The organism is Aestuariispira ectoiniformans, assembly GCF_025136295.1.
Classification (GTDB): Bacteria; Pseudomonadota; Alphaproteobacteria; order UBA8366; family Aestuariispiraceae; genus Aestuariispira_A; species Aestuariispira_A ectoiniformans.
The window spans coordinates 1,498,241-1,515,014 of sequence record NZ_CP062788.1 but is presented as its reverse complement, the minus strand read 5'-3'; the positions used below and the strand labels follow the sequence as shown (position 1 = coordinate 1,515,014).

Below are 16,774 nucleotides of genomic sequence, written 5' to 3'. Positions count from 1 at the left end.
CCGTAGTCCGTTGGGAAATCCTTCGGCTTTTTTCATAGTCAGTTGAAAAACCGCGATGCCACTTTCTGGTGCATTGCCGCCGAAGGAGTATATGATGCCGCACCCGACCGATGTCCATGTCGGACGTAAAGTACGTGAAGCCCGCGCTGCAAGAAGCATGAGCCAGGAACAGCTTGGCAAGAAGTTGGGCATTAGTTTCCAGCAGGTCCAGAAATACGAAAAAGGCACCAACCGTATCGGTGCCAGCCGTCTTTATGAAATTTCCCAGCACCTTCAGACGCCGGTAAGCTATTTCTTCGATGGCCTGGACGAGGCGCATGACGACAAGGTGCTGCCGCGCCGGACCATCCAGCTTGCCCATCAGATCGAATCCATTGAAGACCAGGTTGTCCGGAACCAGATTCTGAATCTGATCAAATCCCTGAACAAATAAGACCGACCGCCAGCCAGGGTGAGGCACCTGCCTTCCTGACCGGTATCCGTCGCGACGCGGGCTGCCTCTGAATCCATCCCTGCGTCGTGACGGCCTTATTTTCCTTAAGGGGCGATGCTTTCGGCGAAATATTTCGCGTTGATGGCCTTATAACGGCCATCTGACATCAGGCGTTCCAGGGCGTCATTCAGCGCCTCCTTCAAAGCCTTATCCCCTTTGCGGACGGCAATGCCTGCCCCGATACCGAAATACGCCGGGTCGGAATGTTCTTTCCCGAAGAAGTCAAACGCCTTGCCGTCCTCGGACGCCAGAAAGTCCAGCACGGAAATGGACGGGGCCAACACGGCATCCAGACGGCGGGACGTCAGGTCCAGCAACGCATCGTCCTGGCTCTCATAGCGGCGCAGGTCCACATCGCTGTACATCGCGCTGATGTAATCATCCTGGATCGACCCGCGCTGTACGCCGATGGTCTTACCGGCAAAATCCGCGGGACTGTCACCCTCAAAAGTGTCTTTCAAACCAATGAAACGCGATGCAGCGAACCAATAGGGCCGGGTAAAATCAACCAGCTTCTGGCGCTCTTTCGTGATCGACATGGACGCGACGATTGCGTCGTATTTTTGGGCTCTCAGGCCGGGGATCATTCCATCCCAGGGCTGCTGCTTCAATTCGCAGGGCCGCTCCAGCGCCTCGCACAGGGCATGGGCGATATCAACATCGAAGCCCTGCAATCCATCCGGCGCGATATAGGAAAACGGCGGGAATGCCCCTTCGATGGCAACACGCAACGGTTCTTCCGCCTGCGCAGCACCCACAAAACCAAAGAGACAAAGACAGGCAACCGCCCAGATTGAAATCCGCTTCATCCACATCCCCCCTAAACCTTTGTACGAAAATACGAAATTCAAAGGTTTATAGTCTATCTAATCGTATGGAAACAATCAGGAATATCCATTGAAACGCCCTGATCAAAGCGCCCGCGTCATGCGCTCTACAACCGCACCGGCGAAATTGCTGACATTCGTCTTCTTGGCAATCTTCTCATGATGGGACCGCAAGGTCTTCACCGACATCCCCAACAATTCGGCCATCTCCGCCATCGTGAATTCGGGATGTTCGATCTGCATCTGCAGGATACGTTCCTGCGTTTCAGACAAACGCGGGTCATCGCGGGTAATGCGCTCCAGGGTCGCGTTACCACTATGCAGAATCCGCTCAAGACAGCGCGCCGCATAGGCCAGCATGGGGCCGTGCGTTGTGAAGGTCTGCTCAACGGGTAAGCGCGACATCAGCACTGTGGCGGAACGCAGCGAGTTTCGCCCGGAGAATAACACCACGCCATCACTAATACCGAAATTGGAAAAAAGCCGTTCAGCTTTTTCCGCTCGGGGGTCCCCAACCAGAATTGCGGCGCGGGCCTCGGCAAAGGTATAGTCGCGCCGCCACTGATGAATGGCACGTGCAACCGGGCACCATTTATAAAGCTGGGTAGCGTAATAATGTTCAAGGAACCCTGGCGGCATCGTGCCTTCCCAGTTGTCCATGACCCCAGCGTACCAACGCTGGAACAGAACTCCTGAGAACCCCATCTCCAAAAACAGGTCACGGATTTGCTCGGGCGTTTCCGCCCGAGCAAATCTCGCAAGCATTTCAGCGCTACTCGTCAATGAGCCCTCGTTTCACCCTGAAGCAATTGCCGTTCCGAAAATACTTTAGGTACCGTCAATACAGCTTCGCGTAAAGATGGAAGTTCTTCAACCTTTAACTCGGCTCCAAAGCGTTGAGCCATAGGCACATACTTATGCCCACGATAAACCAAAGGTTGTTCACCGGTTTGATGAAAGCCCATTCGCCTCCAAACAGCCATTAAACGGGGGTTCTCGACAATCCCAATGACGCTCTCAACGCCCATCATCTTCCTATACTCCTGGGCAGCATTCACAAGTTTCTTAAAAACCCAAGGGTTTGACTCTCGTACTTCCCTCAGGATTGACAGGCGCTCCCAGATCATCACCCCGCCGCAGGCAGCGGAGATAATGCGCAAACGCATGGTGCCGACAACATTTCCGTCCATCATTGCCAGCAGATGCGTGGCAACCAGATCGTTACCGTCGAACTGCTCTTCCTCGGGTTCATTGTCATCATCCATCATGAAAACCTTTCGGCGAACTGCGTAAACCGCCTCCAGGTCCTCCAGGGTTTCAGCGATTTTCACTTCGATAGTCTGCATTTTAGTCATCGTTTTCTCCTAACAATACGGCTGAAACAATCAGCATATGGAAGAAACCATAACGCCCGACTACCGCGTAGCGGGAATGCATAAAAACCGATGTTTTCTGCAGGTTTTACACGTATAGGTATATATTTCTTGAGATATTCAATCTTATGCCGTATGGGTGTATCTTTAGCAATAACACACCAATTTTCATGTTGTATTTAATATTTGACTTAATGAATTTGTAAAAGTAAGTTGCGCCACCCCCGAACAAGGGCCATAGGAGCCCTTGATGAAAGACAATCAATCAAGCCTGGAGAGTCAAAATGACCTTGTCCAACCTGCGGGACATTCTGGCACCGGTGGCCGTTGTCGCCACCCTGCTCAGCAGCTTTACGGCCGCGTCCGCTGAAGATACCGGCCTTCTGAAACAGATCGAAGAACGCGGCAGCATCCAGGTTGGCCTGGAAGCCACCTACCCGCCGTTCAACTATCAGGATGAAAATGGCGAACTGGTCGGCTATGAGGTCGATTTCGCCAAGGCACTGGCAGGGAAGCTGGGCGTGAAGGCCGAATTCGTTCCCACCAAATGGGACGGCATGCTGGCCGGCCTGGAAACCAAGCGCTTTGACATCATCACCAACCAGGTGACGATCACAAAAGAGCGCCAGGAGAAATATGATTTCACCCAGCCCTATACCGTCTCCGGCATTCAGGTGATCACCACCAAGGACAAAGAGAACGACTTCAAAAGCCCGGCCGACCTGGCAGGCAAGGTTGTCGGCGTAGGTCTTGGCAGCAACTACGAAGACTGGCTGAAGGCAAACGTACCCGACGCAGAAGTCGCCACCTATGACGAAAACGCCAACAAGCTGCAAGACCTGCGCGTTGGCCGGATCGATGCATTCCTGAACGACCGTCTGGCCGTGAACTACCTGTTGCAGCAGTCCGACGGCAAGGTCGTGGCCGCAGGCGACCCCTTCGACAAGCAACGCATGGGCGTCGCTCTCCGCAAGGGGAATGAAGACCTGCTCGCCGCCCTGAACAAAGCCATCGACGATCTGCGCGCAGACGGCACCCTGGCCGCCATTTCCACGAAATGGTTCGGGCTGGACGTGACCAAATAAGCGGTCGACAGACAGATGGACAAAGCCATCGAATTGGTGATGCAGTCGGCTCCCTTCCTGGTGAAGGGGGCCGTCTACACGGTGGGACTCAGCATCGGCGGCATGGTCCTGGGCCTGGCACTTGCCTTCCTGATTGCCCTGATGCGGCTTTCACCGGTAAAGCCCCTGCAATGGACCGCGCGCGCCTATGTGTCTTTCATCCGCGGCACGCCGCTGATCGTGCAGCTTTTCCTGATCTATTACGGTCTTGCCCAATATGGGCTGCGGCTGGACCCGATTACCTCGGCGTTGATCGGCTTTACCATGAATATCGGTGGCTATGCCTCAGAAATCCTGCGCAGCGCCATCGCCTCCATCGACAAGGGCCAGTGGGAAGCCGCCTATTCCATCGGCATGACACCGGCACAGGCCATGCGCCGGTCGATCCTGCCGCAGGCCATGCGCGTCGCCCTGCCGCCCCTGGGCAATACGTTTATCAGCCTGGTGAAGGATACCTCGCTCGCCGCCACCATCCAGGTGCCGGAATTATTCCGTCAGGCACAGCTTATCACCGCGCGGACCTATGAGGTCTTTACCATGTATCTGGCCGCAGCGGCGCTATACTGGCTGCTTTCCACCGGCTTGTCCTATGTCCAGAACCGTATGGAAATTCGCGCCAACCGCCATGTGAGGGCAAACTGACATGTCGATGATCGAAGTGAAGGGACTTAAGAAGTCCTTCCGCGATAACGAAGTCCTTAAAGGCGTTGACCTGACCGTCGACAAGGGAGAGGTTCTTGCCATTATCGGGCCCAGTGGCTCCGGCAAGACAACCCTGCTTCGCTGTCTGAATGTCCTTGAGGAGCCAAGCGCGGGCACCATCAGGATTGCAGAAGTCTCGATTGACGCATCAAAGCCGCTGAAAGGGCAGAAAGCAAAAATCCGGGACCTGCGCCAGCACGCCGGCTTCGTCTTTCAGAACTTCAATCTGTTCCCGCATAAGACCGTTCTTGAAAATGTGATCGAAGGTCCGATTATCGTCAAAAAAGAAGCTCGGGAAATAGCGGTTCAGCGCGCAGAAAAGCTTTTGTCCAAGGTCGGCCTGGCTGACAAGGCAGATGCCTATCCGTCCGCCCTTTCCGGTGGCCAGCAACAACGTGTCGCCATCGCACGGGCCCTGGCGATGGAACCCGACGTGGTCCTGTTCGACGAACCGACATCCGCCCTTGACCCGGAACTGGTCGGCGAAGTCCTGTCCGTCATCCGCGACCTTGCATCGGAACATCGCACCATGATCATCGTCACCCATGAAATGGCCTTCGCCCGCGACGTGGCGGACCGGGCAATTTTCATGGCCGACGGCGTTATCGTGGAAGAGGCCGCCGCAAAGGACCTGTTCACCAACCCGAAACGCGAACGCACCCAACGCTTCCTGAGGAAAATCCTGGATCAGTCCTAGAGACCGGTCACAAGTGTTGTGCCCGCTCGCGGCGGGCAAACGGTTTGTCCTGCGGCGTCTTTCTGTCTAGCCTTTCCGTGATAGGGGGAAACAATGGCGTCTCAGGCAGCAACCGAAATCATCGACCGACGAAGTGACCGCCCCGGCCGGGGTATCCTGCTTATGTGTATTGGCGTGGCGACGCTGATCCTGCTGGAGATGAGCGCCAAGAGCGCGGCGGCGGCCGGTGTGCCCGTCGCGCAGACTGTCTGGGTCCGTTTCGCCGTTCACCTGTTGGCCTTCGCGCTTATTTTTGGCCCGCGCATGGGCAAGAATCTGATCGCAACCGCCAACCTGAAGATTCAGCTTGCCCGTTCCCTTTTGCTTCTCCTGATGACACTGGCGTCCTTCCTGGCCCTGAAGCATCTGCAAATGGCGCAGGTCACGTCAATCGGCTTCGCCACGCCCCTGCTGGTCGCGGCACTTTCTGTGCCGATCCTCAAGGAAGTGGTCGGCTTTCACCGCTGGAGTGCGATCCTGGTCGGCTTCCTCGGTGTCCTTCTGGTCGTCCGTCCGGGGATGGACGGCATGCATTGGGCGATGCTTGTCCTGTTGGGCGGGATTACCTGCTATTCCTTCTATCTCATCCTGACCCGGCAGATTGCGGGCAAGGAAGACCCGGTCACATCGGTGTTCTATACCGCCCTTTTCGGTGCGATCTTCATGTCTTTGCCGATGCCCTGGGTCTGGCAGACGCCGGAGACGGGTCAGGCCTGGGCCTTCATGCTGTTGACCGGAATTTTTGGCGGCTTTGCCCATTTCCTGATCATCATCGCCCATCAATATGCCCCCGCCAGCCTGCTGGCGCCGTTCTATTACACCCAGATTGTCTGGTCCGTTCTGGTGGGTTTCATCGCCTTTGGCGACAAGCCGGATGGGTTTACCATTGCCGGGGCGGGCGTCGTCATTGCAAGCGGCCTCTATCTGATGGCTCGCGAAAAACGGACCAAAAGGCGGGCCTAGGAAAGGACGGGCATTCCCCACAGGGACAACGGAGAATGCCCGCCGATCACCTTCTTAGCCCCAGTCGCCAGCCACCTGACGCACTGCCGCATTCACACGGTTCCACAGGTTGATCATCGCAATCGACAGGATAAGCGACGACCGCGCCCTTTCATCATAATGACGGCAGACCTCATCCCAGATCGGATCGGGCACGGCATCCGACTGATCGGCCAGCCGTGTCATCGACTCGGTCAGGGCAAGGGCCGCACGTTCGGCCTCCGTGTAGAAGGGCGTATCACGCCAACCGGCCACCGAATAAATCCGCTCATCAGTTTCATCCACCTTGCGCAATTCATTGGCATGCATGTGAACACAGACGCCGCAGCCGTTGATCTGACTGGCGCGAAGCTGCACCAGCTTATGCGTCGTGTAGGGCATATCATCGGTTTCCACCGCCTTGTTCAGGGCCAGCAACGCCTGCAAGGCATCCGGGAGAACCATAGCCGGGCTTTTCATTCTTGCTTCCATAATAAATACTCCTGTCATTCCAGTTTGGTTGCGTTTTCAGACGGCTCTCCCCACATATCGTGGGTTGTTCCTTGGTCGGGCACCGTCCGTTACCCTCATGACGAAGCAGCGAAGGAAAATGTGACAGGATGCGTGCAAAAAAATTCAAACAAGCTGATTTTGAGGCGGAACGCCCCCGGTTGCGGGCCTTGGCATATCGCATGCTTGGCTCTCTCAGCGAGGCCGACGACATTGTGCAGGATACCTGGCTTCGCTTCAGTCAAACGGACCTTCATGACGTCGGCAATCTTGGCGGCTGGTTGACAACCGTTACCTCACGTCTCTGCCTGGATCACTTACGCCGCCAGAAAACCCGGGGCGAAACACCACTTGATGAACAGGAACCGATTGATGAACAGGAACCGACAACCTTCCAGGCCGCACCGACCATCACGCCGGAAGAAGAAATGACCATGGCGGACTCCGTCGGGCTTGCCCTTCTCGTTGTCCTGCAACGCCTCAAGCCTGCGGAACGGGTTGCCTTTGTCCTGCACGACATGTTCGATTTCGCCTTTGAGGACATCGCGCCCGTTGTTGACAAAACCCTTGTGGCCACGAGGCAATTGGCCAGCAGGGCAAGGCGTCGCGTACAGGGCGCAGCGACGCTTGCCGATGCGGATTTATCGGATCATCACCATATTATTGATGCTTTCCTCGCCGCCTCCCGTGGCGGTGACGTGGCCGCGCTGGTTTCCATGTTGGACCCGAATGTGGTGCTCAGTGCAGACAGTTTTGCAGCCAAGGCCGGCGGCGTATCCGAACTGCGCGGCGCAGACGCGGTCGCCCGCTTCTACGATGGCCTGGCAGTGGCGGCCCGGACCGTTCTGGTCGATGGTGCGATTGGTGCGGTCGTGGCCCCGATGGGCAGGCTCTATGTGGTATTGGAATTCACAATTGTCGATGGCCGGATCAGCGGCATCCACGCCGTCGGCGATCCGGCGCGGATGGACGCTTACGAATTGGCGATACCGGGGCTGGTCTAGGCGAAACCGGGTTCCGGTTCACACAACACGAATATGGCCGGACATCCCCGATTCCTGGTGTTCAATGATGTGACAGTGGTACATCCAGTCGCCGGGATTGTCGGCCAGGAAGGCCAGTTTCACCCGTTCTTTCGGGCGCAGGAGAACCGTATCCGCATGATAGGGGTCGACCTTGCGTTTGTTCGATTCCAGGATCGTGAAGGAATATCCATGCAGGTGGATCGGATGACTGTGCGGTGTGTTGTTGTGCAGCTCGAAGATTGCCGTCTGCCCCTTTTTCAGGGTTTCCAGAGGTGCTGCAAGCACCGGGGTTTTCGGCAGGCTGGTGTTGTTGACGGTCCAATAGACCGGATATTCCCTGGTCTTGGAGCCACCGCAGATCAGATAACCTTCGCCGACACCTGTATCAAAACGGAACGGGATCACCGGCGCGCCCTGCAAATCAAAGGCCGGGATGGGGTTCATCGGCAGTTTCGGCCGATCCGTCGCAACAGGAGTCAGGCTGGTAACCGCAGTGAAATTCACCATCTTCCACGGGCTTGAAGTCGAGGTATTTTCCAGCCAGAACTGCGCGCCGATACGGTTGGGAATATGGACGGCAAGGTCCACGCGCATGCCGGGGCCAATCGGCTCCCGTCCCAGGGGCCGCGGTGTGGCAAGCGGCATGCCATCCATGGCGATAATATGGGCCTCGGCCTCGTCATCACCCTTCATCATCACTTTATAAATGCGGGTCACATCCACATTGATCAGGCGCAGGCGCACCCAGCCCCCCGCCGGCAAATGATATTGCGGCAGGATTTCCCCATTCACGGTGCGAACATTGCCGAAAGTACCGGCCCGGGAAGCTCCGCGCGGCGTTGTCAGTTCCCCGAACTGGCCGGTTTCCTCGTCAATCACCCAATCCTTGATGATGAGCGGAATATCAAGGTCGAAGCCAACCGGTTCGGGTTCCTCCACAATCAATGCCCCGGCGAGACCGCGCCCGGCCTGTTGCAGGCTGTTGGCATGGGGATGGAACCAGAAACTGCCCGCGTCCGGCGGCGTGAACTCGTAGACGAATTTCTCACCATCCGCAGTCGGCTCCTGGGTGAGATAGGGCACGCCATCCATAGGGTTCGGCAGGCGAAGCCCGTGCCAGTGAATGGTTGTGACCTCACCCAACTGATTGTCCAGCGTGACGCGGAGCGGCTGTCCCTGTTTCGCACGCAACACGCGTAGCGGCGGCCCACCGAGATACCCGACCCCTTCCGTCGCTGGCCGGTCGGGCAAAAGCTGAAACTTCTTTTTCGCCGCCGTCAATTGATAGGCAATGGCCTCCTCGTCCGGCTGCTTTGGCGAATTACAACCCAGCAGTGCCCCGGCGGCGGCACAGGCGGAATATTGCATGAAGCGGCGGCGGTTCACTTGCATAATTCAAAGAGCCCAATCGTCTAGTTGCGATAGCTTCTCAATAACAACTAAAAACGATTAAAACAACCACCGCCTCATAACGGCTTGACCGGCGTGCGGTTTCGTCGCAGCTTTCCAAAAAATGGGGAAAACCAATGCAGGACAATAGGTTGCTAGGGATTGGCTGCATGCTGGCGGCCATGGCGATGATCTCCGTCCAGGAGGCTTTCGCCAAATATCTGGGCCAGACGATGCCCATCCCCCAGGTTGTCTGGGCCCGCTATATAGGCCATCTGTCTTTGATGGTGGTCTGGCTGTGGCCCAAACACAGCAGCAGCCTGCTGCGCGCCAACCGGCCATTCATGCAAATCGGCCGCTCCCTCCTGCTTTTAATTGATACCTCGCTGGCATTCTGGGGTTTGACCATGATCGGCCTTGCGGAGTTGACGGCAATCTTCTTTACCGTCCCCTTGCTGGTTGCGGCCCTGGCGATTCCTATTCTCAAAGAGCGGGTCGGCATTCGATCGCTCCTTGCAATCATGGTCGGGTTTTCGGGCACACTGGTAATCATCCGGCCCGGCTTCGACGGACTGGGGCTGGGTGCCTTGTTGGTCTTCGGGGCGGCCTGCTGCGTGGCGCTGTTCAATGTCACCACACGCAAGCTGGCCAATGATGACCCCATGCCCGTCACCCTGTTCTACACAGCTCTCGTGGGTGCAATCGCCAGCAGCCTGGCCCTGCCATTCTTCTGGCAGACCCCGGACACCCCCATGGCCTGGGCAGCCTTTGTCAGTATCGGTCTTTTCGGCGGCATCGCCCACAGCCTGATGGTTGCCTCCCATAAATACGCCCCGGCCTCCACAGTCGCCCCCTTCATGTATACCCAGGTCTTCTGGGCGCTTGGACTGGGTTGGGTCCTGTTTGGCAACCTGCCGGACCAGTATGCGTTCATGGGTGGCGGTATTGTAATCCTCTCCGGTCTTTACCTTATTCATAGGGGGCGCATCGACAGTGCCAAACCGCCTCCGGCACAGACATAGTTTTACTTCACCAAACGCTTATTCGCTGCTATTGCTGATGCTGGGCTGCAAAAATGATGGGTAAAGCTTACCGGAATGACAGCGGAAAAAGCGCATTCAAATCAAGATGAAACCGGAGGGTTTAGCCATGCCCTGGAAAGCGCGGGGCTGGCATTTTTGATATGCGATGCGGATGATCAGATCGGTCGGATGACCTCTGCCGCGGCGGACCTTCTCGGTCTTCCCGATGACCTGAAACGACCCGGCACCCCCGTCGAGGCAATCATCCGCCATCTGCTTCCCAAGACTGTACCTTCCGAAGATGATCTGGATTCTCTCGTGACAGCCGAGATAAACCGGATGCGCGAAGGCGCTGCCATGAAATGTGAGCAAGCCCCCGCACCCGGCATATTTTTGGAGGTGACCAGACATCCGCTGCCCGGCGGAGGCACCATCACGCAATACCGCAAGGAAACCGACTGGCGGTTGCTGCACGAAGTTCTGACCAATGCCATCGAGGACATCCCCGAAGCCTTTGTCATTTATGACGCTGTGGGCAGGCTGGTTATGTGCAACCAGAACTTTCGGGATATGTACAATTATTCCGTGGAGGAAACCAAACCCGGCACCCATTACAGGACTTTGGGCCAAATCGACGTAAAACGCGGGAACGTGGATGTCCGGGGTTCGGACGACGAAGACTATCTGGCGAGAAAGGACGCCTATCGCCATAACCTGCAAGGCTCCTTTCTGGTGCATCTGAGAGACGGCCGGCGTATTCTGACCCGGGACCGGCGCACGGCAGGTGGCGGCTTCGTCAGCATCCAGAGCGATATGACAGAGACCTACCTGATGCAGGAAAAGCTCGAGGCGGCAAAGAAAGCGGCCGATATCGCGTCCAGAACCAAATCCAACTTCCTCGCCAATATCAGCCACGAATTGCGCTCTCCGCTCAATGCCATTATCGGTTTTGCCGAGGTCATCGAGGCCCACCAGGAATGGCCTGAAACGCACCTGCGGTTCCGGGACTATGCCTCCGACATTCGTCAGGCTGGGAAATATCTACTGGAGCTGATCAACGATATTATCGACGTCGCACGGCTGACGTCCGGCGAAACCACAATCACCCCGACCACGGTCATTGTGCAGGAGGTCATCACCAATGCGATCCGCCGTGTCGAGGAACGGGCCCATGCCCGTGGCCTCGCCGTTACTGTGGACCTGCCGGAAACAGCGCCGCAAACCATAACGGCGGATGAGCATTACCTGCGACAGATGCTGGTTAACCTCCTGACCAACGCTGTCAAATTCACGCCTGCAGACGGGGAGGTCAGCATTATCGCCCGTTACAATGATACAGGCGAAGTCGTCTTTTCAGTCAAAGATACCGGCACAGGCATCGCAGAAGAATATATCGACGGTGTCACGGACCTGTTCCGCCAGATCGACGAGGGCGCGGACCGCAGACACCCGGGCGTCGGTATCGGACTGGCCCTGGTAAAGGGACTGATGGAACTGCATAAGGGGCGTATAGACATCACAAGTCAGGTCGGGCACGGCACCACCGTCTCCCTGATCTTCCCCGATATGCCTCCCCCTTCCGAACAGGAATAGCGACGGCGTCACCTGCCCTGGCCGACAAGTTCGACATAGAGGTCGACTGTCTGACCGGCAATCACATGATCGGCCAGTTTTGTTTCCACCAAATGCCGTGCCTCCGCACCAAACAGCTGGCGCAGGGACGGGTCTGACGCCAGACGCTGCAGGGCATCCGCCAGTGCATCCACGGATTGCGCCGGCACCAGCAGACCGGTCCGCCCGTCCAGACAGACCTCCCGGCAACCCGGAACATCCGTTGCTACCATGGGCCGCCCACAGGCAGCCGCCTCCAACAACGATTTCGGCAACCCCTCGCGGTAGGACGGCAGAACGGCGATATGCGCACGGGCATATTCGCCGGAAACATCGTCACTGGCCCCCGCGACATCTACCACGCCTTCCTGCTGCCACCGGGCAAGCTGATCGGGACTGACGCTGGCAGGATTTGCATCCGTCGGGCCGACGAGCCTTATTGTCAGGGCCACGCCGCGCTTCTTCAGCAGGCGCGCCGCCTCGACCAGTTCACCAATCCCCTTGTCCCACAGCATACGGCTTATGCAAACGGCGACCGGCGCCCCGGACGGTTCAGGACTTGGCTGGAATTTTTCTATATCGACGCCAGATCCCGGAATGATCCGGATATGATCGGCTTTTACACCGAAATCCCGTTCAAAAAGCGCGGCATCGTCTCCATTCTGGACGATAACGCGGGTGTTTCTGCGATTGTTGAACCAGCGAAAGGCCTGTTTGATCACCGGGCGAAGCAGCCTGGCTTTGAAACTATCGGAAATGAACATGAAACCCATGCCCGCCATCGCATTGACCACAGCAGGCACCCCGGCCAGCCAGGCGGCCAACGCACCATAAAGGGAGGGTTTCAATGCCACATGATGGACAAGATCGGGACGCACGGTTTTATAGGAACTCAGAATATGCCGGACTGTGCCAAAGTCCCGAACAGGATTCAGACCGCTTCGGTCAAACGGGATTTCGACCAGTTCAAAGCCTTCATCACGAATCCGGTCACCATGATTGCTCACCCGACAGGCCACAACAATATCGGCCCCGGCGGCTCGCGCGGCGCGTGCCATGGGAAGACGATGGGACCAGAAATACCAGTCCTCGGTCACCAGATAGAGAATTTTGCGGCCTGCCAGCGGCTTATCGGTCATGGAACCAAACACTCGTCATCATGCTTTGGCCGCAGAAACTAGCGCCGGGCGCCACATCCGTCACGCGGTTTTATCTTAATCCGCATCGGGGACATTCACATGGTCCCCCTGCTTGACGCCCTCCATCACCACATAGCTGTGCGTGGTCAGGACGCCTGGAAGACTGGTCAGCTGCTCTCCCAGGAAATGCCGGAAGGCCGACATGCCGTTCACCCTGATTTTCACCAGATAATCGAACCCGCCGGCCACCATATGGCATTCCACCACCTCCGGCAGTTCCAATACCCGGTCCTTGAAGATATCGAACACATCCGGTGTCGTCCGGTCCAACGTAATCTGAACGAAGATCATCAGATCCTGGCCCAGCATTGAGGGGTCGAGAACCGCCCGATAGCCGGAAATATAGCCGGCACTTTCCAATCTGCGAACGCGTTCCAGGCAGGGGGTAGGGCTCAAGTGGATTCTCTTGGCCAGTTCAACATTCGACAGGCGGCCATTATCCTGCAGGATCCGCAGAATATTGCGGTCTATACGATCCAGGGGTTTACGCTCAACCATCAGATATTTTCTCTACTAAATTTACAAAATCTTGGAGAATATATCGTCTTTTTAAGCAAAATAGAAGCATATTTCGCTATTCGTCTGGTATTATAGCATTGAGAGTAAAAACATCCTTTTCTGGAGTATTGGGGATGATCTTCGACAAACCGCTGCCGAAACCGTCAGCCTTGCGCCAGTCGGTCCGTGACGCCTATCGCATGGATGAGACCGCCTGCCTTAACGAACGCCTGGAACAGGCTGCCATTCCCGCCGACATGAGCGACCGCATTGAGGATCGCGCCAAACATCTGGTCGAGAAAGTCCGCACGGAGCGGGTCAAATCCTCCGGCATCGACGCCTTCATGCATGAGTATGAATTGAGCAGCCAGGAAGGCGTTGTCCTGATGTGTCTGGCCGAGGCCCTGTTGCGCATCCCCGATGCCGATACCGCAGACGCCCTTATCAAGGACAAGATCGGCGGCGCAAACTGGGAATCCCATCTGGGCCAATCCGAATCCCTGTTCGTCAACGCCTCCACCTGGGCGCTGATGCTGACGGGCCGTGTTGTCAAAATGGATGACGAACACAAGGGTTGGAACGTTTTCCGCAAGCTGGTCCACCGATCCGGCGAGCCAGTGATCCGCCAGGCCGTGGTCCAGGCCATGCGCGTCATGGGCCGCCAGTTCGTCATGGGCCGGAACATCGAAGAGGCCCTGAAACGCGCCCGCGACAATGAGAAACTCGGCTATCGCTATTCCTATGACATGCTGGGCGAGGCCGCCCGCACCATGGATGATGCGATCCGCTTTTATGAAGACTACACGGCGGCAATCCACGCCATCGGCAAGGCCGCCAAGGGACGCGGGCACATCGAAGCCCCCGGCGTCTCAGTCAAACTGTCCGCCCTGCACCCGCGTTATGAGTTCGCCCATGAGGACCGCATCCAAAAAGAGATGCTGCCGCGCCTGATCGACCTGTGCAAACTGGCTGCGCAATACGACATTGGCCTGTGCATTGACGCAGAGGAAGCAGACCGCCTGGACATGTCCATGGACATTATCGAGACCGTCTGCGCCCACCCGGACCTGAAAGACTGGCAGGGCCTGGGCCTTGCGATTCAGGCCTATCAGAAACGCTGCGCCCCGCTGATCGACTGGCTGACCGAGGTCGCGCGGCGTACCGGACGCCGCCTGATGGTGCGCCTGGTGAAAGGCGCTTATTGGGATACGGAAGTCAAACGCGCCCAGGAAGCCGGTCTGGACGGCTATCCGGTCTTCACCCGCAAGGTGAACACGGATGTGTCCTATCTCGCCTGCGCCCGGAAAATGCTGGCGGCGCCCGACGCCTTCTACCCCTGCTTTGCTACCCATAACGCCCACACATTGGCGGCCATTACGGAATTTGCGAAACAGGAAAAGGTTGAGGGCTTTGAATTCCAGCGCCTGCACGGCATGGGTGACGCCCTCTACGACCAGGTCGTCGGCAAGCCCGGCAAAGGCTACCCGGTTCGCATCTATGCGCCGGTGGGCAGCCATGAGGACCTGCTGGCCTATCTGGTCCGCCGTCTGCTTGAGAACGGCGCCAACACCTCTTTCGTGAACCGTATTGTCGACGACAAGGCCCCGATCAGCGCCATAATCGCCGATCCGCTGGAAGAGGCAAAGCGCAACAGCCCTGCCTATCACCCGAATATTCCTCTGCCGAAGGACCTCTTCGGTAAAGAACGCCCCAACTCAAAAGGTTATGACGTGACTGATCCGACCCTTCTCACCAGCATGCAAGAAAAAATGGACGCCGCCATAAAAACCGCCCCGATTGCCCGTCCGCTGGTCGGCGGTGTCGATATAGACGGCGACGCGAAACCCGTCTTCAGTCCGTCCGAATTGTCGGAACAGGTCGGCACCGTGGTCAAGGCCGATGCGGAAACAGCCAAGCAGGCCCTGGAACGCGCCATCCGGGCACAAATTGGCTGGGACAAGACCCCGGCAGCAGAGCGCGCGGCAATCCTGAACAAGGTCGCGGACCTCTTTGAGGAACATGACGCACGCCTGATGGCCGTCGTACAACGCGAGGCAGGCAAAACCCTGGCCGACGCCGTGGCGGAACTGCGCGAGGCAGTCGACTTCCTGCGTTATTACGCAGCCCGCGCCGAGGCGGAATTCGGTGCGCCCATGCCGCTGCCCGGACCGACCGGCGAAGACAACAGCATCGCCCTGCATGGCCGTGGCGCTTTCCTGTGCATCAGCCCGTGGAACTTCCCGCTGGCAATCTTCACCGGACAGATCGCCGCCGCCCTCGCGGCCGGCAACAGCGTTCTCGCCAAGCCCGCAGAACAGACACCGCTGATCGCCTATGAAGCGGTGAAGCTGATGCATCTGGCAGGCGTGCCCGGCGATGTCCTGCATTTGCTGCCGGGTGACGGCCCCGTGATCGGCAACGCGGTGCTGAGCGATCCACGCCTTGCGGGTGTCGCCTTCACCGGCTCCACCGAAACGGCGCGCCTGATCAACCGGAAACTGGCGGACCGGGATGGCCCGATCGCACCGTTGATCGCGGAGACCGGCGGCCAGAACGCCATGATCGTCGACAGTTCCGCCCTGCCGGAACAGGTGACGCGCGACGTCCTGATTTCCGCCTTCCAAAGCGCCGGTCAGCGCTGCTCCGCCCTGCGGGTTCTGTTCCTGCAGGACGATATCGCCGACCGACAGATCGAAATGATCAAGGGGGCGATGGAAGAACTGCGCATCGGTAATCCGACCATTCTGGCCAACGATATCGGCCCGGTGATCGACGCCGAAGCCCGGGACATGCTGAACAGCCACGCGGCACGGATGGACAAGGAAGCCAAACTCCTGTTCAAAACGCCGCTGCCGGACGGCCTGAACGGCACCTATTTCGCCCCATGCGCCTATGAGCTTAAAAGCTTGGACCAGTTGGAACGCGAGGTCTTCGGGCCGATCCTCCATGTGATCCGGTATAAGTCCAGCGACCTAGACAAGGTGATCGATGCGGTTAACGCAACCGGATACGGCCTGACCATGGCGGTTCACAGCCGCGTCCAGTCCACGGTCAACCACATCGTGGACCGCCTGCATGTGGGCAACGCCTATGTAAACCGGAACCAGATCGGCGCCATCGTCGGCGTACAACCCTTTGGCGGTGAAGGCCTGTCCGGCACCGGGCCGAAGGCCGGTGGGCCGCGCTACCTCTACCGCTTTGCAGCCGAACGCACGGTCAGCGTCGATACGACTGCCGCAGGTGGCAACGCCAGCCTGATGTCGCTGGAGGCATAGCATCTCCCC

General features: G+C 57.7%; 16 protein-coding genes. 9 read left to right on the top strand and 7 right to left on the bottom strand.

Features of this window, described 5'->3' with window-relative positions:
• The first annotated feature begins 55 nt into the window (after window positions 1-55).
• Window positions 56-433, top strand: coding sequence for a helix-turn-helix domain-containing protein (locus tag IF205_RS07305; RefSeq protein WP_259782629.1), 378 nt, complete (start codon window positions 56-58; stop codon window positions 431-433).
• A 104-nt stretch (window positions 434-537) separates the two neighbouring features.
• On the opposite strand, the gene IF205_RS07300 is transcribed toward IF205_RS07305, so the two are convergent.
• The 3 genes from IF205_RS07300 to IF205_RS07290 all read right to left on the bottom strand — a co-directional run bounded on the left by IF205_RS07300 (window position 538) and on the right by IF205_RS07290 (window position 2,675).
• Window positions 538-1,302 carry a transporter substrate-binding domain-containing protein gene (locus IF205_RS07300; protein WP_259782628.1) on the bottom strand — a complete coding sequence of 255 codons (765 nt, stop codon included), beginning with the start codon at window positions 1,300-1,302 and terminating at the stop codon, window positions 538-540.
• A gap of 102 nt (window positions 1,303-1,404) precedes the next feature.
• On the bottom strand, window positions 1,405-1,959 hold the full coding sequence (locus tag IF205_RS07295) for a helix-turn-helix transcriptional regulator (RefSeq protein ID WP_259782627.1): 555 nt from the start codon (window positions 1,957-1,959) through the stop codon (window positions 1,405-1,407).
• 140 nt (window positions 1,960-2,099) lie between these two features.
• Entirely contained in the window at window positions 2,100-2,675 is a 576-nt protein-coding gene (locus IF205_RS07290; protein ID WP_259782626.1) for a GNAT family N-acetyltransferase, read from the bottom strand.
• A gap of 302 nt (window positions 2,676-2,977) precedes the next feature.
• Here IF205_RS07290 and tcyJ point away from each other — a divergent pair, with 302 nt between their 5' ends.
• From tcyJ to IF205_RS07270, 4 genes are all read left to right on the top strand, one after another.
• Entirely contained in the window at window positions 2,978-3,778 is an 801-nt protein-coding gene (gene tcyJ / locus IF205_RS07285) for a cystine ABC transporter substrate-binding protein (protein WP_259782625.1), read from the top strand.
• 15 nt (window positions 3,779-3,793) lie between these two features.
• Window positions 3,794-4,459: a cystine ABC transporter permease gene (gene tcyL / locus IF205_RS07280; RefSeq protein ID WP_259782624.1), complete on the top strand. Its 666-nt coding sequence runs from the start codon at window positions 3,794-3,796 to the stop codon at window positions 4,457-4,459.
• Window position 4,460: 1 nt separating this feature from the next.
• Window positions 4,461-5,216 (top strand): L-cystine ABC transporter ATP-binding protein TcyN, encoded by a 756-nt coding sequence (gene tcyN / locus IF205_RS07275; RefSeq protein WP_446007714.1) that lies wholly within the window; start codon window positions 4,461-4,463, stop codon window positions 5,214-5,216.
• A 93-nt stretch (window positions 5,217-5,309) separates the two neighbouring features.
• On the top strand, window positions 5,310-6,218 hold the full coding sequence (locus IF205_RS07270) for a DMT family transporter (RefSeq protein ID WP_259782623.1): 909 nt from the start codon (window positions 5,310-5,312) through the stop codon (window positions 6,216-6,218).
• Window positions 6,219-6,272: 54 nt separating this feature from the next.
• On the opposite strand, the gene IF205_RS07265 is transcribed toward IF205_RS07270, so the two are convergent.
• Complete coding sequence (locus tag IF205_RS07265) at window positions 6,273-6,728, bottom strand: carboxymuconolactone decarboxylase family protein (RefSeq protein WP_259782622.1); 456 nt, start codon at window positions 6,726-6,728, stop codon at window positions 6,273-6,275.
• 128 nt (window positions 6,729-6,856) lie between these two features.
• On the opposite strand from IF205_RS07265, the gene IF205_RS07260 reads away from it, so the two are divergent.
• On the top strand, window positions 6,857-7,750 hold the full coding sequence (locus tag IF205_RS07260) for a sigma-70 family RNA polymerase sigma factor (RefSeq protein WP_259782621.1): 894 nt from the start codon (window positions 6,857-6,859) through the stop codon (window positions 7,748-7,750).
• Window positions 7,751-7,768: 18 nt separating this feature from the next.
• Here IF205_RS07260 and IF205_RS07255 read toward each other — a convergent pair whose 3' ends face one another.
• Window positions 7,769-9,163 (bottom strand): multicopper oxidase family protein, encoded by a 1,395-nt coding sequence (locus IF205_RS07255; RefSeq protein WP_259782620.1) that lies wholly within the window; start codon window positions 9,161-9,163, stop codon window positions 7,769-7,771.
• Window positions 9,164-9,297: 134 nt separating this feature from the next.
• Here IF205_RS07255 and IF205_RS07250 point away from each other — a divergent pair, with 134 nt between their 5' ends.
• Both IF205_RS07250 and IF205_RS07245 read left to right on the top strand, forming a co-directional pair.
• Entirely contained in the window at window positions 9,298-10,182 is an 885-nt protein-coding gene (locus IF205_RS07250; protein WP_259782619.1) for a DMT family transporter, read from the top strand.
• A 75-nt stretch (window positions 10,183-10,257) separates the two neighbouring features.
• Entirely contained in the window at window positions 10,258-11,775 is a 1,518-nt protein-coding gene (locus IF205_RS07245; RefSeq protein ID WP_259782618.1) for a sensor histidine kinase, read from the top strand.
• Between the two features lie 8 nt (window positions 11,776-11,783).
• Here the strand turns inward: IF205_RS07245 and IF205_RS07240 are convergent, their stop codons facing one another.
• Together IF205_RS07240 and IF205_RS07235 are read right to left on the bottom strand one after the other, a co-directional pair.
• Window positions 11,784-12,932 (bottom strand): glycosyltransferase family 4 protein, encoded by a 1,149-nt coding sequence (locus IF205_RS07240; RefSeq protein ID WP_259782617.1) that lies wholly within the window; start codon window positions 12,930-12,932, stop codon window positions 11,784-11,786.
• A 75-nt stretch (window positions 12,933-13,007) separates the two neighbouring features.
• Entirely contained in the window at window positions 13,008-13,490 is a 483-nt protein-coding gene (locus tag IF205_RS07235; RefSeq protein ID WP_259782616.1) for an Lrp/AsnC ligand binding domain-containing protein, read from the bottom strand.
• 134 nt (window positions 13,491-13,624) lie between these two features.
• Between IF205_RS07235 and putA the strand changes: the two genes are divergently transcribed.
• Window positions 13,625-16,765: a bifunctional proline dehydrogenase/L-glutamate gamma-semialdehyde dehydrogenase PutA gene (putA, locus tag IF205_RS07230; RefSeq protein ID WP_259782615.1), complete on the top strand. Its 3,141-nt coding sequence runs from the start codon at window positions 13,625-13,627 to the stop codon at window positions 16,763-16,765.
• Window positions 16,766-16,774 lie beyond the last annotated feature (9 nt).

Excerpts from the sequence above, each read along its gene's own strand:
- tcyJ (WP_259782625.1), top strand. The coding sequence starts at position 2,978 with ATGACCTTGTCCAACCTGCGGGACATTCTGGCACCGGTGGCCGTTGTC.
- tcyN (WP_446007714.1), top strand. The coding sequence starts at position 4,461 with ATGTCGATGATCGAAGTGAAGGGACTTAAGAAGTCCTTCCGCGATAAC.
- IF205_RS07265 (WP_259782622.1), bottom strand. The coding sequence starts at position 6,728 with ATGGAAGCAAGAATGAAAAGCCCGGCTATGGTTCTCCCGGATGCCTTG.
- IF205_RS07290 (WP_259782626.1), bottom strand. The coding sequence starts at position 2,675 with ATGACTAAAATGCAGACTATCGAAGTGAAAATCGCTGAAACCCTGGAG.
- IF205_RS07270 (WP_259782623.1), top strand. The coding sequence starts at position 5,310 with ATGGCGTCTCAGGCAGCAACCGAAATCATCGACCGACGAAGTGACCGC.
- IF205_RS07260 (WP_259782621.1), top strand. The coding sequence starts at position 6,857 with ATGCGTGCAAAAAAATTCAAACAAGCTGATTTTGAGGCGGAACGCCCC.
- IF205_RS07240 (WP_259782617.1), bottom strand. The coding sequence starts at position 12,932 with ATGACCGATAAGCCGCTGGCAGGCCGCAAAATTCTCTATCTGGTGACC.
- IF205_RS07235 (WP_259782616.1), bottom strand. The coding sequence starts at position 13,490 with ATGGTTGAGCGTAAACCCCTGGATCGTATAGACCGCAATATTCTGCGG.
- IF205_RS07300 (WP_259782628.1), bottom strand. The coding sequence starts at position 1,302 with ATGAAGCGGATTTCAATCTGGGCGGTTGCCTGTCTTTGTCTCTTTGGT.
- putA (WP_259782615.1), top strand. The coding sequence starts at position 13,625 with ATGATCTTCGACAAACCGCTGCCGAAACCGTCAGCCTTGCGCCAGTCG.
- IF205_RS07305 (WP_259782629.1), top strand. The coding sequence starts at position 56 with ATGCCACTTTCTGGTGCATTGCCGCCGAAGGAGTATATGATGCCGCAC.
- IF205_RS07255 (WP_259782620.1), bottom strand. The coding sequence starts at position 9,163 with ATGCAAGTGAACCGCCGCCGCTTCATGCAATATTCCGCCTGTGCCGCC.
- tcyL (WP_259782624.1), top strand. The coding sequence starts at position 3,794 with ATGGACAAAGCCATCGAATTGGTGATGCAGTCGGCTCCCTTCCTGGTG.
- IF205_RS07245 (WP_259782618.1), top strand. The coding sequence starts at position 10,258 with ATGACAGCGGAAAAAGCGCATTCAAATCAAGATGAAACCGGAGGGTTT.
- IF205_RS07250 (WP_259782619.1), top strand. The coding sequence starts at position 9,298 with ATGCAGGACAATAGGTTGCTAGGGATTGGCTGCATGCTGGCGGCCATG.
- IF205_RS07295 (WP_259782627.1), bottom strand. The coding sequence starts at position 1,959 with ATGCCGCCAGGGTTCCTTGAACATTATTACGCTACCCAGCTTTATAAA.